20 protein-coding genes are annotated in these 22,000 nt (G+C 38.3%); 12 read left to right on the top strand and 8 right to left on the bottom strand.

Annotation, left to right across the window (positions count from 1 at the left end):
- Nucleotides 1–59: 59 nt before the first annotated feature.
- The 4 genes from A3G3_RS0110705 to rpiA all read right to left on the bottom strand — a co-directional run bounded on the left by A3G3_RS0110705 (nt 60) and on the right by rpiA (nt 5,873).
- Nucleotides 60–986, bottom strand: coding sequence for a branched-chain amino acid transaminase (locus tag A3G3_RS0110705; protein WP_407635258.1), 927 nt, complete (start codon nt 984–986; stop codon nt 60–62).
- Between the two features lie 356 nt (nt 987–1,342).
- The gene (glnE, locus tag A3G3_RS0110700) at nt 1,343–4,135 is read right to left on the bottom strand and encodes a bifunctional [glutamate--ammonia ligase]-adenylyl-L-tyrosine phosphorylase/[glutamate--ammonia-ligase] adenylyltransferase (RefSeq protein WP_019520513.1); all 2,793 of its coding nucleotides are present in this window, start codon (nt 4,133–4,135) and stop codon (nt 1,343–1,345) included.
- A 236-nt stretch (nt 4,136–4,371) separates the two neighbouring features.
- Nucleotides 4,372–5,052 carry a DUF1345 domain-containing protein gene (locus A3G3_RS0110695; protein WP_019520512.1) on the bottom strand — a complete coding sequence of 227 codons (681 nt, stop codon included), beginning with the start codon at nt 5,050–5,052 and terminating at the stop codon, nt 4,372–4,374.
- Nucleotides 5,053–5,216: 164 nt separating this feature from the next.
- The gene (gene rpiA / locus A3G3_RS0110690) at nt 5,217–5,873 is read right to left on the bottom strand and encodes a ribose-5-phosphate isomerase RpiA (RefSeq protein ID WP_019520511.1); all 657 of its coding nucleotides are present in this window, start codon (nt 5,871–5,873) and stop codon (nt 5,217–5,219) included.
- A 217-nt stretch (nt 5,874–6,090) separates the two neighbouring features.
- On the opposite strand from rpiA, the gene ilvA reads away from it, so the two are divergent.
- The 3 genes from ilvA to A3G3_RS0110675 all read left to right on the top strand — a co-directional run bounded on the left by ilvA (nt 6,091) and on the right by A3G3_RS0110675 (nt 9,049).
- Entirely contained in the window at nt 6,091–7,632 is a 1,542-nt protein-coding gene (ilvA, locus tag A3G3_RS0110685; protein ID WP_019520510.1) for a threonine ammonia-lyase, biosynthetic, read from the top strand.
- 12 nt (nt 7,633–7,644) lie between these two features.
- On the top strand, nt 7,645–8,112 hold the full coding sequence (locus A3G3_RS0110680; RefSeq protein WP_019520509.1) for a pyrimidine dimer DNA glycosylase/endonuclease V: 468 nt from the start codon (nt 7,645–7,647) through the stop codon (nt 8,110–8,112).
- Between the two features lie 376 nt (nt 8,113–8,488).
- The gene (locus A3G3_RS0110675; protein ID WP_019520508.1) at nt 8,489–9,049 is read left to right on the top strand and encodes a TetR/AcrR family transcriptional regulator; all 561 of its coding nucleotides are present in this window, start codon (nt 8,489–8,491) and stop codon (nt 9,047–9,049) included.
- Between the two features lie 33 nt (nt 9,050–9,082).
- Here the strand turns inward: A3G3_RS0110675 and A3G3_RS0110670 are convergent, their stop codons facing one another.
- A complete protein-coding gene (locus A3G3_RS0110670) occupies nt 9,083–10,192 on the bottom strand; it encodes a metallophosphoesterase (protein ID WP_019520507.1) in 1,110 nt (369 codons plus the stop codon).
- A gap of 238 nt (nt 10,193–10,430) precedes the next feature.
- On the opposite strand from A3G3_RS0110670, the gene A3G3_RS0110665 reads away from it, so the two are divergent.
- Both A3G3_RS0110665 and pgeF read left to right on the top strand, forming a co-directional pair.
- The gene (locus A3G3_RS0110665) at nt 10,431–10,682 is read left to right on the top strand and encodes a SlyX family protein (protein WP_019520506.1); all 252 of its coding nucleotides are present in this window, start codon (nt 10,431–10,433) and stop codon (nt 10,680–10,682) included.
- Between the two features lie 24 nt (nt 10,683–10,706).
- A complete protein-coding gene (pgeF, locus tag A3G3_RS0110660; protein WP_019520505.1) occupies nt 10,707–11,519 on the top strand; it encodes a peptidoglycan editing factor PgeF in 813 nt (270 codons plus the stop codon).
- A gap of 10 nt (nt 11,520–11,529) precedes the next feature.
- Here pgeF and A3G3_RS0110655 read toward each other — a convergent pair whose 3' ends face one another.
- Together A3G3_RS0110655 and A3G3_RS0110650 are read right to left on the bottom strand one after the other, a co-directional pair.
- Complete coding sequence (locus A3G3_RS0110655; protein WP_019520504.1) at nt 11,530–12,954, bottom strand: peptidylprolyl isomerase; 1,425 nt, start codon at nt 12,952–12,954, stop codon at nt 11,530–11,532.
- 39 nt (nt 12,955–12,993) lie between these two features.
- A complete protein-coding gene (locus tag A3G3_RS0110650) occupies nt 12,994–15,909 on the bottom strand; it encodes an LPS-assembly protein LptD (RefSeq protein WP_019520503.1) in 2,916 nt (971 codons plus the stop codon).
- Nucleotides 15,910–16,134: 225 nt separating this feature from the next.
- Here A3G3_RS0110650 and A3G3_RS0110645 point away from each other — a divergent pair, with 225 nt between their 5' ends.
- On the top strand, nt 16,135–17,196 hold the full coding sequence (locus tag A3G3_RS0110645) for an aminoglycoside phosphotransferase family protein (protein WP_019520502.1): 1,062 nt from the start codon (nt 16,135–16,137) through the stop codon (nt 17,194–17,196).
- A gap of 26 nt (nt 17,197–17,222) precedes the next feature.
- Nucleotides 17,223–17,915 (top strand): N-acetylmuramate alpha-1-phosphate uridylyltransferase MurU, encoded by a 693-nt coding sequence (gene murU, locus A3G3_RS0110640; RefSeq protein WP_019520501.1) that lies wholly within the window; start codon nt 17,223–17,225, stop codon nt 17,913–17,915.
- A gap of 62 nt (nt 17,916–17,977) precedes the next feature.
- Here the strand turns inward: murU and A3G3_RS0110635 are convergent, their stop codons facing one another.
- Nucleotides 17,978–18,418, bottom strand: a complete 441-nt coding sequence (locus A3G3_RS0110635; protein WP_019520500.1) for a helix-turn-helix transcriptional regulator — start codon at nt 18,416–18,418, stop codon at nt 17,978–17,980.
- A 280-nt stretch (nt 18,419–18,698) separates the two neighbouring features.
- On the opposite strand from A3G3_RS0110635, the gene A3G3_RS0110630 reads away from it, so the two are divergent.
- Genes A3G3_RS0110630 through A3G3_RS0110610 form a run of 5 tightly spaced genes read left to right on the top strand, consistent with a single transcriptional unit; the run spans nt 18,699 to nt 21,999 of the window.
- Complete coding sequence (locus tag A3G3_RS0110630; protein ID WP_019520499.1) at nt 18,699–20,462, top strand: lysozyme inhibitor LprI family protein; 1,764 nt, start codon at nt 18,699–18,701, stop codon at nt 20,460–20,462.
- A 38-nt stretch (nt 20,463–20,500) separates the two neighbouring features.
- A complete protein-coding gene (locus A3G3_RS0110625) occupies nt 20,501–20,965 on the top strand; it encodes a hypothetical protein (RefSeq protein ID WP_019520498.1) in 465 nt (154 codons plus the stop codon).
- Nucleotides 20,966–20,989: 24 nt separating this feature from the next.
- Nucleotides 20,990–21,343 carry a hypothetical protein gene (locus A3G3_RS0110620; protein WP_019520497.1) on the top strand — a complete coding sequence of 118 codons (354 nt, stop codon included), beginning with the start codon at nt 20,990–20,992 and terminating at the stop codon, nt 21,341–21,343.
- A gap of 28 nt (nt 21,344–21,371) precedes the next feature.
- Nucleotides 21,372–21,575, top strand: a complete 204-nt coding sequence (locus A3G3_RS0110615; protein WP_019520496.1) for a hypothetical protein — start codon at nt 21,372–21,374, stop codon at nt 21,573–21,575.
- Nucleotides 21,576–21,585: 10 nt separating this feature from the next.
- Nucleotides 21,586–21,999 (top strand): hypothetical protein, encoded by a 414-nt coding sequence (locus A3G3_RS0110610; RefSeq protein WP_019520495.1) that lies wholly within the window; start codon nt 21,586–21,588, stop codon nt 21,997–21,999.
- The last annotated feature ends 1 nt before the right edge of the window (nt 22,000 follow it).

Genomic DNA, 22,000 nt, shown 5'->3' with positions numbered 1-22,000 from the left:
ATATCAATAAAAAACGCCAATAAATCAAATTACTGACGTTTTTATGCCTTTATCACAATTTATTCATCAACATAACTTAACCAATGAGCGTATTTTTCATTGCGACCTTGCACCACATCAAAAAACAAGGTTTGCAATTTTTCGGTAATTTCACCCCTTGCACCACAGCCAATCACACGGTCATCATATTCACGAATTGGGGTAACTTCGGCGGCAGTACCTGTCATAAAGATTTCATCTGCCAAATAAAACTCATCACGAGTAATACGGCGTTCATGCACTTTGATACCCAAATCATTGGCAAACTGGATAATGGTACGGCGAGTGATACCGTCTAACGCACCCCCTGACAAATCTGGTGTGTGTAATTCTCCGTCTTTTACCAAAAATAAATTTTCGCCAGAACCTTGACAAACATAGCCTTGTGGGTCCATTAAAATCGCTTCGTCATAGCCATTGCGAGTAACTTCTTGATTTGACATGATAGACACTGGATAATTGCTCACCGCTTTGGCTTTACACATGGTAACGTTTGGCATATGGTGGGTGTAAGATGATGTTTTGACACGAATGCCTTTTTGCATACCTTCTTCACCAAGATACGCACCCCATTGCCAAGCAGCGACAATGGCGTGAATAGTGTTGTCTTTGGCGGCGATACCCAGTTTTTCTGAACCAACCCAAATTAATGGACGAATGTAAGCAGAGTCCAAATTATTTTTGCGAACCACGTCTTTTTGAGCTTGGTTAAACGTGGCGAAGTCGTAAGGTACTTCCAATTGAAAAATTTTTGCCGAATTTAACAAACGCTTGGTGTGGTCGTCAAGGCGAAAAATTGCGGTACGTCCGTCATGGGTTTTATAAGCTCGCACGCCTTCAAACACGCCCATGCCGTAATGCAAGGTATGGGTTAAAACGTGGATTTTGGCTTCACGCCAGTCAATTAATTCGCCGTCTTTCCAGATTACACCGTCACGGTCTGCCATGGTTGGGATTGTTGCCATATGAGTTACCTTCTTGTTTCTTTGTTAAAGTTTTTTCGTTAAATTCTTTTTAAACTAAATTTTTTGTTTTTACCATTTTATCAAAATAAAAGTTTTGTATAAAGTAAAGATTTTCACATTTACACCATTTATATAGAAAAATTTTTAGCCTTAACCAAATTTTCAGGAATACAAATCCATTAATCAAACCAATTTTCAATCATTATACCATTAATATGTTTAAAATCACCTACATTTTTTATTACCAAAACTGCATAATTTAAAAATGCTAGCCGTTGTCTTTACTATATCATTTTTTCTTAAAATTTTATTTATCTATACTAAAATAATGTTAAAAATCAAAGTGCTTCAGGGCGTTGCCCAATCAGCATTTGCCATTGCTCATCAACAAATATCCGCAGTTCATGCCAACCACTGTCATCTACGACGGTAGATTGTTCCGCTAATGCCAAGGTATGGGTTTTGGCACGCAAGCTCAAATAACATTCGATCAAACGTTCGCAAATCGCCTTATCCACCAAGCCTGTTTTGCCAAGTTCTTCAAAAATCCGCACATTATCGCTCCACACCGCAAGTTCTGGATAGTCGCTGGCATAGGCAAGCACGGCAAACTGTGCCATAAATTCAATATCCACCATGCCACCTGCATCTTGTTTTAGGTGAAATTTGCCTTGTTGTTTCATGTGTTTTTTCGTGCCAAGGTGGTCTTGCATTTTGTGTCGCATTTCGCCCACGTCAATCCGCACCGCATTTAGCTCTCGTGGCATACACAGAATTTTTCGGCGAATAGTGTTAAATTTTGCCATAACTTGCTTGTCACCACAAATCGCCCTTGCTCGTACCAAGGCTTGATGTTCCCATGCCCACGCTTTTTGCTCTTGGTATAGCAGATAGGCATGGCACGAGACCACAAGCATGCCCGCTTGCCCTGACGGACGCAGTCGCATATCAATTTCATAGGCTCGCCCGTCCCGAGTTTGGGTAGAGAGATAATTCATCAACCGCTGTGCCAAACGACTTGCAAACTGCATTCCGCTAATCGGTTTATCGCCAATCGTCATCGCCTGCTCGTCAATGTCATGCAAAAACACCAAGTCCAAATCCGAGCTATAACTCATCTCCAATCCACCAAGTTTGCCGTAGCCAATCACCGCAAAGCCATTTTGATTGGCATTGACAGGCTCGCCTTGGATATTGAGCGGATAGCCGTGTTTTTTCACCAAATCAGCAAATACCCGCTCCAATGCTTTTTCTAGCACCACTTCTGCAATAAAGGTCAAAGAGTCCGACACTTTCATCAAGGGTCGTTCCGCCAAAATATCACTACTAGCAACTGCCAATACTTGGGTTTTTTTAAAAAAACGAAAGGCATTGAGTAGCCCTTCTTCATCATTAGGCTCAACCCTTAGTAACTGTTGGCGTAAAATATCGGCTAGCTCATCTTTATTCGGCAAATGTCGGTATTTTTCACGCAAAAACGAATCCAACAACACAGGATGATTTGCCAATTCGGTGGCAATCCATGGACTAGATGCCAACATCGGAATGAGTTTGGCGGTAGCGTGTGGATTTTCGCTCAGCATTACCAGATAAATAGAACGGCGACTGACCGACTCAAGCAAATTTAACAAACGTGGCAACGCCACATTCGCTACCGTTTTATCCACTTGTAACAAAGCGTACACTAGTAACGGATAAGCCGTATCTAAGCGATTTTTGGCTTCATCGCTAAGTTTTTTTACCAAATTACTTTGCCAAAAATTTGTCAATTTTTGTTGATTTTCTTCGGTTAAACGTGTGGATAATTGTTCTAAATTTTGGTCATGTTTGATTTCCACAACAGCGACAGGGTGTTTGCGTTCAGTAACAAGGTTGTCAAACGGTACTTTTACCAGTAACCGATGTTGATTTAAACAGGTTAATAATGCCATCCAATCATCAAACCCTAACACATTGGCTAAATTTTGTTGCCAAACTGGGTCACTCGGCAAACGTTGGGTTTGTTCATCATGAATTGCCTGAATACCGTGTTCCAAACGGCGTAAAAACCGATAGGCATTGGCTAAATTTTCATAAGTTTGCGCATCCAAATAGTCCAATTCATGCAACTTTTGCATCGCTTGTAAACAATTTTTGACTTTTAAGGGCAATACTCGCCCACCATAAATGAGCTGAAACGACTGCACAATAAATTCAATATCCCGAATACCCCCTGCCCCAAGTTTAATATTATCGGTGTCTTGGCGTTGGGTCACTTGGTTTTCAATCAGCGACTTCATCTCTCGCAAGGCGGAAAATGCACTATAGTCCACATAATAACGAAACACAAACGGCTGAATAAGCTGTTGTAAATTGTCTGTAAAATCAATGCAATTGACAATCCGAGCTTTTAGCCATGCAAAGCGTTCCCACGCACGCCCATGTTGGGCAAAATATTTTTCTAACGCCGACAAATGTATCGCCAAATCACTACCATCGCCCCACGGACGCAATCGCATATCAATGCGAAAAACAAAACCGTCTTGGGTCGGCTTGTCTAGCAACTCAATAATACCTTGCCCCCATTTTTTCATAAAAACTTTGGTATCAATACATTTTTTGCCGTCCGTTTCGCCCTGCCCTTGATGCACAAAAATCAAATCAATATCACTGGATAAATTTAACTCTTTAGCCCCCATTTTTCCCATGGCAATAATGGCTAAATCATCTTTTTGCAAGCGATTTTTGGTATCGTAAAAATGCGGTTCGCCATACTTTTGAATTAAGGTTTGATAAACATAACTTTTGGCAAAAATTAAACACTCATCGGCAAAATGGCTTAGTTCCCATGTTAATTGTTCTAATGAAATTAGCCTTAGTGCATCTTGCCAAATCCAACGTAACATCATTAAGTTACGCAAGGTTCGCAAGCCTTTCATCACGCTGATTTCATCTGCAATACAGCACTCATCATCAAGGGTATAATCTTGGATTAAATCTTTAATAACTTGCTCATTTAGGGTTTGATTAAGCGGATAACTTTTGATAAAAGACTGGGCAACGGTTGGTTTATTTTGCCAAAGTTGAAATCCAAATTGGCTTGCCCGTTGTAAAACGTTGATAGCTTCAGGGGTTGGCAAAACGGTTGGCATGGGGTTTTCCCTTTTTTAAAACAGTCTAAACTTTAACAATAACATATTTTAGAACCTTTTTAAAAGGGTTTTCACAAATTTTTTGATAGCCAATTATTCCATTTAGCTTTAATAAAAAAAGGAGCTGTTCGCTCTGAGCTTGTCAAAGTTTTGGTTAACGTTGTATTTTGACAGGCTCACCACGAACGCAGACTGGTATAATTGTGAGAAAATACGATTTTGTAACGTAAAAACGTTTAACGCAAAAAGCTCGCCGCCATTTCAATCATTAACGCCAAAATCGCCGTGTTATAAAAAAAGGTTAGCACCGAATGCACCGTGCCGATACGTCGCACCACTTTGGTGGTAAATGATACATCTGATGCTTGCCCCGACACACCAATACCATAGGAAAAATACAAAAAATCATAATAGTCGGGGTGCGAATCGTGCGGAAAATCTAGCGGAAAATCATCGTCATGCTCAGCATGATAATAATAATGGGCGTAATATAACGCAAATAAGGTGTGAATAAAAAACCACGACAAAATCACAGTGGTAATCGCCAAACCAACGTGAAATCCAATCTGCGTATCACTCCAACGGTCGGACGAACCAAGCTCTCGCACCACCGACACCACGCAGTTAATACTCGATAAAATTGTGGTAATCAGCATAATGCGTTTACGTTCGTATTCATTTTTGGTACGACGCTTGATTTGACCATGTTGCGTATGCCAAATCATCCAAAATGTCATGCCCAAATACACCAAGGTCGCCAAATTCCAACTAATCAAATAAAGCGTTTCTGACGATAACTCAAGCGGAATAATATGCTCGATACGGCTAAACCACGGCGATTTAAACAGTATAAAACTGCCAACAAATACAAATAATGCCCACAATAATTGACGGTTTTGTGAATAAAATTTATTCATACTTCACTACTTTTTAACCAAAATTAAATAAAATAATAAAAATTTGACTATTTTACCGATTTTTTTGGCAAAAATATAAGGGTGTTTTGTTCAAAAAATGCAACAAAAACCCCTTATTTTTTATAAATTTCATAGTCTTAAGAAATTTAATAATTTGTTTAACATTATTCTAACATTTCCACGCCACTCGGACGAGCGATTAATAATTTATCGGCTTTTTGATACGCAAAAATCCCGTTACACACCACGCCCACGATGTTATTCATACGTTGTTCCATTACCAATGGTTCTGTCAAATCTAGGTCGTACACATCCAAAATCAGATTGCCATAATCGGTAACAAACCCTTCACGGTACACAGGCTCACCGCCCATTTTTACCAATTCACGAGCCACATAAGAACGAGCTTGGGGCAATACTTCAATTGGCAATGGGAAGGTGACCCCCAGTTTTTCCACCCATTTACTTCCATCAACCATACAGATAAATTGTTTAGAACTGGCACACACAATTTTTTCTCTGGTTAAAGCACCGCCACCACCTTTGATAAGTTGTAAATTGGCATTGACTTCGTCCGCACCGTCAATGTATAAATCAAGCTCACCTGTCATATTTAAATCCAACACCTCAATCCCCAGTTTAGCAAGGCGTTCAGCGGTAGCATTAGAACTTGCGACCGCCCCTTTTATTTTTAATTTTGGTAATAAGTCAATTAAGCAGTTTACAGTACTGCCTGTACCAACGCCCAAAATCATGCCATCTTCAATGTAGGTTAATGCGTGTTCGGCAACCGCTTGTTTTAATTGTTGTTGAGTTGTCATGTGAAAGAATGCCCTTTTGGTAACAAATTTGTGATATTTTAGCAAACTTTTTCACAAAATGGCATGAAAATCACGGCAAAATATGAAAAAAGCCACCGATAACCGATAAATTGGCATAGGCAAACAATTTTTCTCATGATTTGTGCGAAAAAAACTTGCAAGCATGGCTAAAAAGCCCTAAGCTAATAGGTTTACTATTTGCATGAAAGGAATTACCATGTTATCGCATTATGTCCGTCTAATCCTACAAGCAACCGTCTATGATGCTGCTATCCAAACACCGCTTGAACCTGCCAAAAAATTAAGCCTACGTTTTGGCAATGATATCCGTTTTAAACGAGAAGACTTGCAACCTGTATTTTCCTTTAAACTGCGTGGGGCATATAACCGCATTAGCCAGTTGTCAAAACACGAGCAAGCACAAGGGGTTATCTGTGCATCTGCAGGCAATCATGCTCAGGGTGTTGCCTATTCTGCCAGTCAATTAAAGCTAAAAAATGTCATCGTCATGCCCACCACCACGCCAGATATCAAAGTCAGTGCGGTTAAAGCACTGGGCGGAAATGTGGTGCTACATGGCGATAGTTTTGATGAGTCTAACCGTTATGCCATTGAACGTGCCAAAAATGAAGGATTAACCTTTATTCCGCCTTATGATGATGAATTGGTCATTGCAGGGCAAGGCACGATTGCGATGGAGCTTGTACAACAATGGCGAAAAATGGATTATGTGTTTGTCGCTGTGGGCGGTGGTGGGTTGATTGCAGGGATTTCAGCATTTTTGGGTGAAGTTGCCCCACACGTCAAAGTGGTTGCTGTTGAGCCCGAAGATGCTTGTTGTTTAAAACTTGCCTTAGAAACAGGCGAGCGACAACGCTTGCCCCAAGTTGGGCTATTTGTGGACGGCGTGGCGGTGGCACAATTGGGCGAATTACCATTTGAAATTGTCAATTTGCACAAAAGCGATAACTCTGGCAAAGTTGTTGAGCCAGACGTTGTAACTTGTAGCAATGACGAAGTCTGTTCCGCCTTAAAAGACGTGTATGAAGACACACGCAGTATTGTTGAGCCTGCAGGGGCGTTGGCGGTGGCAGGCATGAAAAAATATCTCCAAACACACCAATTAACAGGCAAAAATTGCGTGGCAATTTTGTGCGGTGCAAATATGAATTTTGACCGTTTGCGTTATATTGCCGAGCGTACCGAAATTGGCGAGAAAAAAGAAGCGATTTTTGCCGTTACCATTCCTGAAAAAACAGGGGCATTTTTGGACTTTTGCCGTAGCCTAAAAGGTCGCAATATCACCGAGTTTAACTATCGGTTACACAACAGTCCTGAAAAATTTGCCCATATTTTTGTCGGTATTGCCCTAAAAGAAGGGGAAAAAGAGCGGCAAGCGATTTTGCACTTATTAACCGATAACGGCTATCAAGTGGTAGATTTGACCGATGACGAAGTAGCAAAAACCCATATTCGCTATTTGATTGGCGGTCATGCCAATTTGAGCGATGAGCAATTATTCCGCATTATGTTCCCAGAGCGTCCGATGGCATTGTTAAACTTTTTAGAAAAATTGGGACAAGATTTTAATATTTCTTTATTCCACTATCGCAATCATGGGGCAGCAGAAGGGCGGATTTTGGCAGGTATTCAAATGGGTGAACAAACTGCCGAAACCTTGCAAAACACCTTGCAAAATATCGGTTATGAATGTGAAAATATTACCGATAATCTTGGCTATCAAGTTTTTTTAAAATAAGTTGATAATCCCATGACCCGTATTAATGTGATTGACGTACAAGAACTAACTGACCAACATTTATTTGCTGAATACCGAGAGATTACCCGTATTTTTGCCCTTGTCAAACAAGCGTGCGAAAAATACCCCACTGCCGATATTCTTAAAAAAATCCCACCGACTTATCGCATGGGTACAGGTCATGTGTTGTTTTTTTATGATAAGCTTGAGTTTATTGAAAAACGTTATTTTCAACTGCGTGATGAAGTGTTAAAACGTGGGTTTAAGGTCAGGCTAAAAGATGATATCGTGGCATTTCGTGCGTTAATTGAGCCACGATTTTATCAGGATTTTTATCCCAATCCAACCGATAAAGCGGTCAATATTGAGCGATTATTGGAAAAAATCCAAGCTAAACCAAATTGGTACAAAATAAACGGTATCATTATTGATGATGACGATTATTGCCAACAGTTGCAACAGCTTAGCGATATCAAATAGTTTTTATTCAAAAAAAATATTAAATTTATTTATTTTTTCTTAATTATAGTGAAAACTAAATTAAAATAAACACCGTTCGTCCCAAGCTTGTTGAAAGGTAACAGCCTTAGGTTTAACAGGATCAGCATGAATGGCTTTGTTCAATATATAAATGACGCCTTCGCTGACTGTCTGCTAATACTTTTGTGTTTAACCTAACGCCATTTTTAGCATTATTTTGGGCAAAATTTACAAAAATTTCAACATAACTGTTGCATAATACGTCAAAAAATACAATAATGTTGCTGGTAAACTCAACAATAACCAATTTTTGTTGATTTTTATAATGGTTTTGCTTAAAATTTAACCAAATAACCGTAAAATAGGAAAATATGTCATGACCGATTTGCGTGTGATAAAGACCACCCAACACATTGAACAAGCCTTTTTAGATTTACTTGGTAACATGCCATATCGTGCGATTACGGTGCAAGATATTTTGGACAAAGCGGTTGTCAACCGCTCTACTTTTTATCGGCATTATCTAAGCAAACAAGCCCTTGCTGAAAAAATGGTGAATGAGTTTAAAAAAAACTATGAAAGTTTGTTAAATCAACGCTTTAGCTTACCTGAAAATAGCGATTTAGATGCGTTTTTATTGACCTTTGTTGCCTTTATTGAGCGAGAAAAACCGAAAATTTTAGCACTTTGGCAAATCAAAACCGATGAATTACACCTTTATGATGATATGTACCAAATGATTAAACAAAAGTACATTGAATTTGCCAAAAATAATCAAGGATTGGGCAATTTAGATTATCAAGGTCATGCGTATGCGACCTTTATGCTCAGTAATTTGAGTTATACCTTGCAACAAGATAAGTCCATGACCATTAATGAAATCCGTTATGAATTGGCAGCCATGTTAAATACAATTGAATTCAATCATAAATATTAGTTCACAATTAATCCTGTTTTTTACAATTTTGAGTTAAGATTTTGGCTGTAAATCAATTATCCAAACTTCCGATTGTGAGCCCAAGCGAAACGGAACGCCCCAAAAACCAAAACCTGATGTCACTAACACGTCAGTATCATTAATCCGTTTATGCCCATAAGCGACTGTATTTAAGTATTTGACAATAAAATTGGCGGGGAAAACTTGCCCATTATGGGTATGCCCAGAGACTTGTAAATCAATGGGGAGCTTGACATTTTCGTCAATTTGACTGGGTCGGTGGTCAAGCAAAATCACAGGTTTATCAATGGTTTGTGGCAATAAATTGGCAGTCGGCTTACGCATTTTTATCATATCATCTAATCGCCCAACCAAATACAAACGCTCATCAACTTTTAGCGTTTCATCAATCAACATGGTGACGCCTGCTTGTTGTAAAGCAGTAACGATTTGGTTTTCATGCCCAAATACATCATGATTGCCAAACGTCGCATACACACCAAGCGGTAGGCTTTGCACGAGTTTTGTCATGCTTGGATGCATATTTTCTCGTTCATAATATTCGGTATCATCGTCAAGCACATCCCCAGCTATCAACAAAAGTTCCGGTTTTTCGCTTTGCATAATCTTTGTCAGTTTATCAAGTTGCCGATTACCCACCAAAAATCCCAAATGCAAATCCGCCACCATGGCAATTCGCATCGGTTTTGCTAAGGATTGATTGGGGGTGATTTTCAGATAACGCACAGTCGGCGTGTAGGCATTGTACACCGATTGGACAATTATCGCCAAAAAAATACCGATGATTAAAATTCTCACACCAAAATTTTGATACATTAACGAATGGTAAAATTGGCTCACAAATTGATTAAGCAACATATTTATCAAACCTGTCGCTAAAATTGCCATGATAAAAAACCATAATAAGGCTTGCCACGTCATTAACAGCCGAAAACCGACTTTGGAAAAACCAATTATCGCAAACGCCAATAACGCATTACTGAATACAAACAGCCCAATCATCAGCCAACGTTTACCCGCTATCCCAAACCAATCGCCCGCCAACCACTGTAGCCCACGAGCCACGCCGTAAGTCATGGTTTGCAACAAAATAAACGTCACTGCCAAAAAAAATATTCGCATAAATGCTATTACCTACTTTTCTACACCTAAATTTTAAACCGCCGTATATTTTATAATGAAATGGGTTACTAAAGTAGCCAAATTTTGTAAATTTTTTACCAAGAAATCATCAATTTTGTTAAGTTTTAATTAAAAATTAACACGATTAATATAGAAATGATCTTTGAATAAACGTCTTATTAGTATAAAAAATATGTTAAAATAGTTTCTTTTAACCCTTGATACATGAATAACTGTGATGCAATCTTTACCAACAACAGAAAAATCTCAACATGACACACGCCAAAATCAGCTGATAGAACTACAAAGCCAACTGATGTTCATGGAAGCTACGCTAGATACGCTCAATGATATCGTCATACAGCAAAGCCAACAAATCGCCGACCAACAGCGACAAATACAACTGTTGTACCAAAAAATCACCGCCATGCCGAACGAAAGCCAAATTCAGCCGTTTGACCTGTTGGCGGATAGACCACCGCATTATTAATAGTCAATTTTACGGTTTTTAGTTATGTTCACAAATTCTCACATTCTGCCCTTGACGACCTCCGACAATCCTATTCAAGTGGTGCAAACCTTTAGCCAAATGCCAAGTTCTGCAACAAATTTGTATGGTGATTTTAACTTAGGCTTACACGTTTTGGACAGTCCAACAATCGTGCATCAGCATCGTATGGATTTGTTAAGCGAATTGCAACAGCACTACCCAAGCGTGAACCAAATCCATTGGCTTAGCCAAGTGCATGGCAATCTTGTGCATCACGCAACACAACCACACGCCTGCCCTATTTCAGCAGATGCCCATATTACCGACCGCCCGAATGTCGCTCTTGCAATTATGACCGCTGACTGTGTGCCGATTATGCTTGCTGATGGGGCAGGTAATCTGGGAGCGATACACGCAGGTTGGCAAGGTTTGGCAAAATCTATCATTGCTGAAACCATAAATTACATGAACCGACAGGGAGCGTACCAAGCCCCAACGAGAGTGTACCAAGCATGGATAGGTGCGTGCATTGCCCAAGCCAATTATGAAGTGGATGACAATGTAAAAACCCAAGTGTTGGCAAGTTTGGCAAGATTATCTATCACGGTAGATGATGCGTTAAGCCAGTCGCTATTTACCCCAACCACGCACGGACATTATTTGGCAAATTTGGCAAAAGTCGCCGAGTTACAGTTGCAGGCGTGCGGTGTTCAGCAAATTTATCAAAGCGGTTTGGATAGTTATAGCGACCCACGTTTTTATTCGTACAGGCAACAAAGCCAACAAAAAAGCGTTGCCACAGGACGTATGGCAACGTTGATTTTTTGTACGAATTAATTGACAAACATTATTGCATAATTTTGATATAAGACTGGGCTTTTAATTCTTGCATCCAATCTTCTAGGGCTTGTGGTGCAAGGCGTTGATACAGGATTTCTTTTGCCATATTTCTACGATAAGTGCCGCTCACGTCTTGTTGGCGTTTACCGTCCACTTTTAAAATATGCCAACCAAATTGACTCTGAAATGGAATAGAAAAATCATTCACCGCCGTTTGTTTCATCATCGCTTCAAACGGTGCAACCATTTCACCTTCACTCACCCAACCAAGCGAACCGCCATTGTTTGCACTGCCTGTATCGCTAGAATAGGTGGATGCCAATGTCGCAAAATCTGCCCCTTGCTGTAACTGCTGATAAATGGCATCAATCTGCTGTTTTGCCATATCTGCCGACACGCTAGCGGACGGGCTAATCAAAATATGACGGGTTTGCCATTGGTCAATGATGTGTTTGGCATTATTTTTTTTGTCAATTAATTTAATAATATCAATACCTTGCTCGGTCAGTAGCGGTTTACTCACTTCACCCACTTGCAAACTGATAATGTCATTGGCAATATCGGTTGGCAATTCGCTCGCCATACGGTAGCCGACGTCACCGCCTTGGAGTTCTGGTTTGTAGCCTTGTTGGGCTTGTTGCATTAACGCTTCAATATTACTTGGCATGTTGGTTTTTTCAGCTTGCAAACTGTTAATTAGCTGATTTGCCACTTTTAAGGCTTGTTGTTTTTGACGTTCACTCACCGTTTCGCCTGTCTTGTTGCCGTATGGCACACGGATATGTAGCGGACGGTACTGGCTTTGCTGTAGGGCGTGGCTTTCAGGCGATTTTAAAAACGCGTCCACATCTTGCTCGCTGATATGCACACGGCGAACCACTTGCTGTTGTTGCAAGGCTTGAATGGCTAAATCATCGCCAATTTGTTGACGCAAGGCTTGATAACTGCCTTTTTGTTCACTGTCCAAACGTTGTTGAAACTCCGATAAACTACTCGCCCCATTTTTTTTAGCAAGGTTAGTTAAGGCATGATTAAGCTGATTTTCATCTACGCTTAAACCTTGACGTTTGATTAAATCTAGCTGAATTTGGCGATTTATCATTTGTGAAAGCACTTGTGAATACAAAACGCTGGCTTGTGGCATTGGCTGATTTTGGCGTTGCAGTTGGTTTGCAGTTTGGGCGACCGCTTGTTCTAATTCGCTGTTTAAAATCGCACTGTCGTTAACAATCGCTACCACGCCGTCGATTAGCTGTATTTGCGATGAATTTTGGCTCGCAGTTGCCGTATCAGTTGCCTTGTCATCTGCCATAACGTTTTGGCTAAACATTGTACCAAACACTGTAACAACGCCAAACATTGCTACTTTTAACAAACTTGGTAAAACAGCAAGTTGCATTTTGTTAAGCGTTTTCTTGTCGAAAGTTTTCATAAAGATGAACTCCTTTTTACAAATAATTTAAAATATGAATTAAAATTGATTAAAAAATCGGTTTAACTGATTAAAACCTTGGACACGGTCGTTAATCATGGATGACAGTTTGCCATCACGTTTGTTAAAAATACTGTTTAGGCTAAGTTCTGCCATAATCGCATGTTTTGGCTTGCTGTCATTGTCAAGCTCATTATAATAGCTACGACCGTACACCGAAAAACTATAACAGCAACTTTCATAAGTAAAGCCCGCCAACACATCGCTATAACGATTTTTTAGGTTGTCATACTGCACCGCTCCCAAAAAGCCCCAGTTTTGGCTAATCGGAAAAATCGCCGATGCGGTTACCGCAGACAGTGCTTGTTGCCCCATTGGGTGCGGTTGACGTTTTATCATACCAATATTGTACAAGGCGTTATTGTTGGGCTGATAGCGTAATTGGGCGTTATAATAATGTAAATCGCCGTTATCATTCACCGCCCCGTCCAAATCCACCCAAAGGTCTTGATACGGTTGTGAGCTGATTTGTAGTACCGTACCTGAGCTGTCCACGGTCAGCGGTAAATTATTATTTGCCAAATGCACCCGAATATCATCTAAATAAAACTGCTGTCCAATGCTTGCATCTAAACGTGTCAAACCATTGGCATCAATATAACGGTAATTAATCGATGGGGTGATGTGATTGTTATCCGCCAAACGGTCGTAGCCGAAAAAAAACGAATTTTCATAGAGTTGTGAAAAGTTTATCGATGCCAAACGGGTGTTAAAATTTGGTACATCACTTTGGTCTTTATAGGGTGAGTACACATATTTTAAACGTGGGCTAATTAATTGATAACCACCCCATTTTTTATCTGATTGATCAAAAGGCGAGCCTGCTTTATAAAAGTTTAACCCTGCATCAAGGCTAAATTCTGGCACAAAAATTGACTGACTTTTGTCCGCTTCGCTGTAATTATTGACAAGCGTGGTTTCTTCATCATACTGAGTGTACAAATGTTGCAAACTTGCGGTTGGGGTAATATAGCCCCATGTACGTTTCATCGGATAAGATGCACTGATTTTGTTATACAAGCGTCCGCCACTTTGCTCAGGGGCAGAGTTATCATCAATCGGACGTTTAAAATAGGCAAAATCACTCACACCACGCACATCAATATTGTCAAAAAAAGGCAAGCGATATTGCATGGATAACTGTGGTAAGCGTTGATAAGGCTTGTCTTTATCCAAAATAGCTTGCCCATCTTCTAAATTATTGTCCAAAGTTTGGAACATTTCCACTTTTGCCAAGGCGGTTAAATAATCGTTATAATAATTGGCTTGGATACGGCGTGGTAAATTTAGCTGATTCTTCTCAATACCAAGCGTGTCAAAATCATCAAAATATGCCGAGTCCGACACATATTGATATACCGCGTGTGCCGACAAAGTTGGATAGTTTGCTGATTGCCAACGGTGTTGATAAAACAAACTTTTACGGTCTTGATTGTTGTATTTTTTATCGTTTGGCAAAAATGAACCCGTCACCTCCCCTTGCCCAAAACCATCGGTTAAATAGCGAAATTCCCCCGTTAACATCGGATTACGGTTGCTAAAAATACTTGGGGTTAACGTGGCATCATAGTTGGGGGCAAGGTTAACATAATACGGCGTTTGCACTGCTAAACCGCCGTCATTGCTAAAACCCACTTTTGGCAACAAAAATCCGCTCGTGCGTCTATCGTCAATCGGAAAGTTAAAATATGGTAGATAAAAAATCGGCGTATCTTTCACTTTAAAGGTGGCATGATACACTTCACCACGCCCTGTATCGGTGTCAATATCTAGGTTTTTGGCATTAATTTGCCACGTTGGATTTTCAGGGGCACAGGTGGTAAACATCACGTCATCAATTTCATAATGACTTTCATCCACTTTATTGAGCTGTTTGGCATAGCCGTGGGCTTGGAGCGGTACGCTGGCAAAGGCAACATCTTTGGCAGTTGCCTTACTTGAGCCTGATTGATACGCCACTTCATTGGCAACGCTGATTAAACCTGAATTGGTTAAAGGTTTTTCAACATTTAGCAAGTTAAATTGATTGGCAACTTGTTGATTATTTGCGTTATCTTTATTAATTTCATCATTTTGCAACAGCATAACGTTGCCTTGAGCCAAGGCAATCCCATCTTCTAAATTCACCACCACTTTATCGGCTTTAATTTGCTGTGAGCCTTGATTAACTTGAACATTACCCACTAATTCGGCATAATTTTCGCTGTCATAATAGCCATAATCCGCTTCTGCGTAGAGTGTTGCATCGGCATCATTATTCTGACGATTATTGCTTAGGCTGTTTTGTGGTAGATTTGCTTGGGCATTTTGTTGAGCGGTGTTTTGGGTTTTGCTCGTTGGCGTTGGATACACCCACGCACCGTGACACATAGCAGGCTTTTGCGGTTTCCCCAACAAGTTATCGGATAAGTTTTTGCCAAATTCCATAAGTTTTGTCGCTGGTTTATCCGCTTGATTGTCATCAGCTGTTACATTGGCTGCTAAGTTTTCTGGATGAATTTGATAATGTTGCTTTAAACGTTGTAAACTTCGTTCTTGAGCTTCATTTGGGGTAAAATTTGGACGAGTACGAGCCGATTTTTCATCAATTTTTGGCGATGCGACACGGCTCATCGTTGGCGACAGGGTAATATCTTCAGTAGTTACGACTTCATTTAAAGCCGTATTTACAACAGCATTTGACAAATTGTTTTCAACATTTTCAGGGTTTTGCGTAACTCCCACGTCGGTCGGCAAATTTTCGGCATAACTCACAGGCGAGAATGCTACACCCGTCAAGGTCACGACACCATACAATGAACCACACCACGCTTTCCCGATTGCCAAATATAAAGAGGACGGTTTAGGCATTGAATTTGGTAAACGACTAAAATAATGTTGATAATTTTTTATCATAAATACACACCAAAGAACCACGCAAGGAATGATAGCAAAAAACCTTAGCATAATAGCATTTAACGCAGAATTATACTATTTTTTTTGACAATTTTGGCTAAAATTTTATCAATTTATCAACTTTAATCGGTTTTTAAACTTTTTTTGCCCAAATCATAGAATTTTCTTGAGAAATTCACGATTTTTGGATAGGATAGCGTTTTTCATTGTTAAAAGTCAAAAATTATGAGCAGTCTTACCACCCACCGCACCAAACAACGTGATATCGCCCTAAACCAATGGCTACAAACGGTTTTTGCCGAACAAAATTTCAGTCACCAACGCCTAGCAGGTGATGCCAGCTTTCGCAGTTATCACCGTCTGCAAGTAGGCAATGGTCAAAGCCAACAAAAGTTTATTATTATGGACGCACCGCCTGACAAAGAAAGCGTAAAAGAATTTATTGCCGTGGATAAACTCATGGCGGATTTTGTCCATGTGCCAAAACTGATGGCAGTAAACGAAAGCGAAGGTTTTATCGTATTAGAAGATTTAGGGGCGACAGATTTTGCCGATAGGCTCAATGAAAGTTCAGAAATTAGCGAAAAATTGTATCAAAAAGCCCTCCAAACACTGATAGATTTACAAAAAATTCCTGTTGAAAGGGCAAAAAATTTGCAAAACCATTCCTTGCCAAATTATGATGAAGCCCTGCTAAAACGTGAAATGGCATTATTTGATGAATGGTTTTTACCCTATCTTGGTGTCAGTTTGGACGAAAAAACGCAACAATTATGGCTAAACCTACAAAACCAAATCGTAAAAGATGCCATCACACAGCCTCAAGTTGTCGTCCATCGGGATTTTCACAGTCGCAATCTAATGATTATTCACAATGACTTAACGAAAGATTTAGGTGTGATTGATTTTCAAGATGCGGTGATTGGTTCATATTTGTATGATTTGGCATCATTGTTAAGAGATGCTTACATCAATGTTAATGAAAATTGGGTTGAAAATAAATTACAAGATTTTTACAAAATGACGGATTATAAAAATACGCTGGACTTTCAGCAAGTTAACTATGATTTTAACGTCATTAGTTTTCAGCGACATTTAAAAGTTATCGGTATCTTTATTCGTCTATCACAGCGTGATGGCAAAGACAGGTACCTTGCCAATATGCCAAAGGTCATGCAGGATTTGTTAAATTCACTAAGCAACCTTATAAATAAAAATCACGTATATGCCGAGTTTTATACGTGGATTGAACAAGTGATACTACCAAAGTTTCAACAAAAATTTTAACGATTACAATCAACTAAGAGCAAAATATGATAAATCAAGCCATGATTTTATCCGCAGGCAAAGGCACTCGCCTACGCCCATTGACATTAACCACGCCAAAACCATTGGTAGAAGTTGGCGGTAAGCCATTGATTGTATGGCATATTTTAGCATTAAAACAAGCAGGTATTTATGATATCGTCATCAATGTGTCGTGGCTTGCGGACAAACTCATTGATGCCCTAGGCGATGGCAGTCAGTTTGGCGTAACGCTAAAAATTTCACGAGAAGACGGCGAACCATTAGAAACCGCAGGTGGTATCAAAAAAGCCTTAGCGGATGGTTTGTTAAAGCATGAGCCGTTTATTTTGGTCAATGGTGATGTTTGGACAACATTTGATTTTTCTAAACTTACTCATTATCAATTTGGTAAAAATCAGCTTGCTCATTTGCTATTAACGGATAAAGCCACGCACAACCCAAATGGGGATTTTTCTTTAAAAAACAATCTAGTAACCTTGAACGATTTACCAAAATATACCTTTGCAGGAATTAGTGTCATTAGCCCAAAGTTGTTGGAAACTGTAACGCTTGGTGAAGTTCAGCCCTTAGCACCGATTTTATGTACCGCGATTAATAACGCACGAGTAACAGGCGAGTTACTGCGTGATAATTGGGTAGACGTGGGAACGCTAGAACGCTTGGAAAATTTAAATCAGTATTTATCAAATGTGAAATAAAATTTTGACATTACCCTAAAAAACGCACAAGATTAACCGTGCGTTTTTTTCATTCATTGCATTTACAATTCTAGTAATTCATTCACGTCACTTGTTTTTAATTGTTTAAGCACTTTTATCATCTCATCTTTTTGAGTTAATAAGATTTTTAAGTCATCAATGCGTTCTTGTTGGTGGCGGATTATTAATTGTAATTTGTCATTTTCAGACTTTAATTTTTCTATATCGCTTTGCAATTTTTCGTTATTATTGTAATAATTATTATTGCCGTGATAGTTTTCACCGATTTGATAGACGACATTTTGTTGCTCTAATTTTAATAAGTCAAACAACTGTACGCCAAAAATTTTGGCAATTTCGTCTAATCTTTGTAAATTTGGCAAACTTTTTCCTGTTTCTATCTTAGCATAGCCGTTACGAGTTAGCCCTAATTTTTCTGCCATTTGCTCTTGTGTCCAATGTTTTTGTTCACGCAATTCACGAATGGTGTCAAAATCAATCATAAAAAAACCTATTTTTAATAAAAGACCACTGTCAGTTGGCAGATGTAGAGTGTGGGTTGGTTTAACTTTTTAGTAAATTATTGTAACATAAGGGAAATTTTTTGGCAAATTAAATTCCATTAAAATGAATCATACATCTCAAATCATTTCACTACTAAAAAGACATACAAAGATCATTGGCAATCAGTTTGTTATTTCTGATTATCAAAATAAGCCTATCTGGTCTTCTGGCGTATTAGAGGAAGTCTCTTATCTGCTTTTGATTGCTTATGGCAATCTGATGCAAAGTGACGGTATGGATACTCATAAACGAGTATTGATTGATAAAGTGGTTGATGAATGGACAGGGATAATAACTGGTATTTTAAATCATCAAAATACACCACAAAATAAAATGATGATTAAGCAAAGATTAAATGAAAAATCCATCAAATATACACCCATTATTGATCAAATGCTTGGCGAGCGATTAGATAATAATCCTGATGACGAAGTATTTTATAAATATGAACTCTATGAATTGTTTATAGAAGAAATTAAAGACAATTTTAATACTAGATTTTGCCAAAGACCACAAGATGGCTTGGTAGGGGCAATGGATTTTATCAATTTGTCCGAAGATAATAATATCATTCGCCAAGAAGTTTTTGATGAAAGATCGGTGGTAATGCTATCACTTAAATATGATGATGTTGATGAGATTAACGAACACGATAAGATTGCCATCACAAAAAATCAACATAAAAAAGACATCAGAAAGCGAGCTTTGGTGATAAGAGATGGTGTCGTGAATTTTTTGACAGAATGTGCTTATCAAGTTACACAAAAAAGCGGTAATTCAAAAGAAAACTTTTATGACAATGATGATATTCAAGATGAAGATGGTAAAAACAAGGGGTCTCAGCTTGGATTATTTTTTATGCCTGTTATTATGACATCTTTATTATCAAAGCTGTTATTTAGTGCTGGTATTATTTTTGGATTTATATCTACTTTATTGACATTTGGAATTTGTTCGGGTTGCTATTCTTATACTTATGAGAAAGTACAATCAAACAAATTTATTAAAGAGTTTTTTGCTATTTTATCTGGAATTTTTGGGTGTATTTTATGGGTTATTTTTTTATTTTTTATTGCTGATATATTTGATTATAAGCAATCAAGTCATAATGTGAAATCTAACACAACATCTCAAAGTGTACTCAACGATCAAAATACACAAAATGTCAATATCTCACTCAACGACATTCAAACAGCTAATACCAATAACGAGCCACCATTAAATCCACAGCTTGTTTTGGCAGAAGCTCAAAAGCAATATGATAATGCGGTAGCAAATATCAATGCAGTGTGGAATAGCCTACACCCAAGCACACAAGACTTTTTGCGAGACGAACAACGAGCCATCAATAAAAAGCGAGAAGCTGATTGCACCGCCTACGGCAATAGCCAAAGTAGCGACGAGGATTTGGCAAAGGCGTATCGTTATGCGTGCGAAGTACCGCAATTAAATGAGAGAGCAGAGTTTTTAAAAACGCAATTAAATACGGTGGTTACACCACCTGCACCTAAAAATGTTGGACCTGCTTATTATCAAAATCAGCAAAGCAGTCAAAATGGCTATCATTTAAATGATTTGATCAATGATACGGTTAAAAAATCTTTATTATTTTTAGATAGAGACAGTGCCAGTTATGATGGGTATAGTCATAAATTAGAAAGTCAGGATATTACTTATGCTGATATTAATAATGATGGTATCAAAGATGCAGTGGTGGCACTTCGTTATTGTGAAGTGATAAATTGTCATACCACAACCAAATCATCAGAGTTGGCGGTTTATTTGGGTTTGGGTGATAATCAATATCTATATGGCGATATTAAAACTTTGGGGATTGACTTGACGGTTTATGTGGATACGCTTGGCAATATTTACACCCAATCAAAATATTATAGTGAACACGAAGATCCTGATTGTTGTCCTTCTATGGTCGTTGATAATGGTTTTAATTTTAAAAATGGTAAATTAAGAGAGATGAATTGATTTTAATATCTTAAATTAGCAATTTTTTGGTGTTTTCTATGTTTGATGTGCAATCAATCAATTATTCTGTCAAAAAACTAAGTGGTATAGAAGGTCAGGGTATGACAATGGTTGGATTGTCCAATGCTTTTTTGGTTATACTTACCTTAAAAATATTGGGTGGTGCGTTGGGAATGATTTTGTTTATATTGGGGTGGGTTGTCTTTGCCTTGTTATGCCAAGATAATTATCATCGTCATGGTGATTATGATGATTATATTAAAACAGATGAAAATCAAAATGTTATGATTTATAAGTGCAAATATCTCAAAGATAGAATTGCAAAGATAAAATATTATTTTTTGTCATATTTCTTCACTGTCGGTGTTTATTGCTTTATCTTTATGGATGCACATAAAGATATCCATCAAGGATTTTCAATGCTTTATGGTTTATGGGCTTTTTATATAGCCTATCATTATCACAAATTTTCAAGTGATATTTTATATTTCATTGAAAACTAAATTTTTATATTATAGGAGTTTTTTGTGAAAAAAATTTTCTTAATTTTAATGGCATTATTTGTCATAAATAATGCTCACGCCTATGAAGTTAAAAATGTCTGTGCTAAATATATGACCAATTATAGTTGGTCGCAGGCTTATCAAGTACAGACACAGATTTATACAGGGCAAGAGTTAAATCAAGCCACAGGCAATCCTTTTGGCAATTATGATATGTTTGGCCATTATGCCGTGATTTGGTGGAATAAAGGTCAAGCCAGTATTATTAAAATCAATGATATTTATGTCGCTGGTGGTATGTTATTTAACAGCAATGGCATAGACCAAAATGGTAGACAATGGCAAATCTCTGACAATAGTCATGGTTTTTGTTATTGATTTTTAGAATTTTTAATTGGAGATTTTGATGTCTGATTTAAATAAAAAAGAAAATGTAGCTGTTAGTGCTTATGTATTTATTATAATGGCAGTTAAGATTTTCTTAGGTGTTATTATGCCAATTTATGCCATCATAAAAGATGTGCAAAACGGCAAAATTATGTGGGCAATCGCTGACTTTATTTTGTTTGTACCAGTTGGAACCATTCGTGGTCTAATGTATTTATTTTAAGGAGGTAATGATGAGATTTTTATTGGTAGGATGCTTAGCGACTTTGCTTTTACTTGGGTGTGATAATAATTCTAGTCAAGAATTAAACTCAAACACGAATAGCATTGAACAATCAAACCAAAAAGCCCCAACAAAAAATGAAATGCTTGCTTACTATAATCAAAAGAGCGATGGTGAAATACAACAAATCTTTAAAAGGCAAAATATTGGTCGGTGTATGAGTGAGTTTCAATCCCAAAATATTCCCAATGCAAGTACGGTGTGCAATTGCGTTATGGATAATATGGTACAACAGTTACCAATCAGTGATTTAAAAACAATGCTATTGCCTGCTGAATATGTATCAACCAATACTATGAATGATATTCAACAGCGTTCCGCTACAGCAATGATGCAAGCGATAATGACTTGCTCTAGAAATTAGC

This window comes from Moraxella boevrei DSM 14165 (assembly GCF_000379845.1).
In the GTDB taxonomy this organism is placed as follows: Bacteria; Pseudomonadota; Gammaproteobacteria; order Pseudomonadales; family Moraxellaceae; genus Faucicola; species Faucicola boevrei.
This window is presented reverse-complemented; position numbering and strand designations above follow the sequence as displayed.

What these genes read in the sequence shown, in the direction of transcription:
- pgeF (WP_019520505.1), top strand. Translation starts at nt 10,707, where the DNA reads ATGTTCACAAATTCTCACATTCTGCCCTTGACGACCTCCGACAATCCT.
- A3G3_RS0110655 (WP_019520504.1), bottom strand. Translation starts at nt 12,954, where the DNA reads ATGAAAACTTTCGACAAGAAAACGCTTAACAAAATGCAACTTGCTGTT.
- A3G3_RS0110625 (WP_019520498.1), top strand. Translation starts at nt 20,501, where the DNA reads ATGTTTGATGTGCAATCAATCAATTATTCTGTCAAAAAACTAAGTGGT.
- A3G3_RS0110675 (WP_019520508.1), top strand. Translation starts at nt 8,489, where the DNA reads ATGACCGATTTGCGTGTGATAAAGACCACCCAACACATTGAACAAGCC.
- A3G3_RS0110680 (WP_019520509.1), top strand. Translation starts at nt 7,645, where the DNA reads ATGACCCGTATTAATGTGATTGACGTACAAGAACTAACTGACCAACAT.
- A3G3_RS0110615 (WP_019520496.1), top strand. Translation starts at nt 21,372, where the DNA reads ATGTCTGATTTAAATAAAAAAGAAAATGTAGCTGTTAGTGCTTATGTA.
- A3G3_RS0110645 (WP_019520502.1), top strand. Translation starts at nt 16,135, where the DNA reads ATGAGCAGTCTTACCACCCACCGCACCAAACAACGTGATATCGCCCTA.
- A3G3_RS0110705 (WP_407635258.1), bottom strand. Translation starts at nt 986, where the DNA reads ATGGCAGACCGTGACGGTGTAATCTGGAAAGACGGCGAATTAATTGAC.
- A3G3_RS0110610 (WP_019520495.1), top strand. Translation starts at nt 21,586, where the DNA reads ATGAGATTTTTATTGGTAGGATGCTTAGCGACTTTGCTTTTACTTGGG.
- A3G3_RS0110695 (WP_019520512.1), bottom strand. Translation starts at nt 5,052, where the DNA reads ATGAATAAATTTTATTCACAAAACCGTCAATTATTGTGGGCATTATTT.
- glnE (WP_019520513.1), bottom strand. Translation starts at nt 4,135, where the DNA reads ATGCCAACCGTTTTGCCAACCCCTGAAGCTATCAACGTTTTACAACGG.
- A3G3_RS0110650 (WP_019520503.1), bottom strand. Translation starts at nt 15,909, where the DNA reads ATGATAAAAAATTATCAACATTATTTTAGTCGTTTACCAAATTCAATG.
- murU (WP_019520501.1), top strand. Translation starts at nt 17,223, where the DNA reads ATGATAAATCAAGCCATGATTTTATCCGCAGGCAAAGGCACTCGCCTA.
- rpiA (WP_019520511.1), bottom strand. Translation starts at nt 5,873, where the DNA reads ATGACAACTCAACAACAATTAAAACAAGCGGTTGCCGAACACGCATTA.
- A3G3_RS0110630 (WP_019520499.1), top strand. Translation starts at nt 18,699, where the DNA reads ATGCAAAGTGACGGTATGGATACTCATAAACGAGTATTGATTGATAAA.
- A3G3_RS0110670 (WP_019520507.1), bottom strand. Translation starts at nt 10,192, where the DNA reads ATGCGAATATTTTTTTTGGCAGTGACGTTTATTTTGTTGCAAACCATG.
- A3G3_RS0110665 (WP_019520506.1), top strand. Translation starts at nt 10,431, where the DNA reads ATGCAATCTTTACCAACAACAGAAAAATCTCAACATGACACACGCCAA.
- ilvA (WP_019520510.1), top strand. Translation starts at nt 6,091, where the DNA reads ATGTTATCGCATTATGTCCGTCTAATCCTACAAGCAACCGTCTATGAT.
- A3G3_RS0110635 (WP_019520500.1), bottom strand. Translation starts at nt 18,418, where the DNA reads ATGATTGATTTTGACACCATTCGTGAATTGCGTGAACAAAAACATTGG.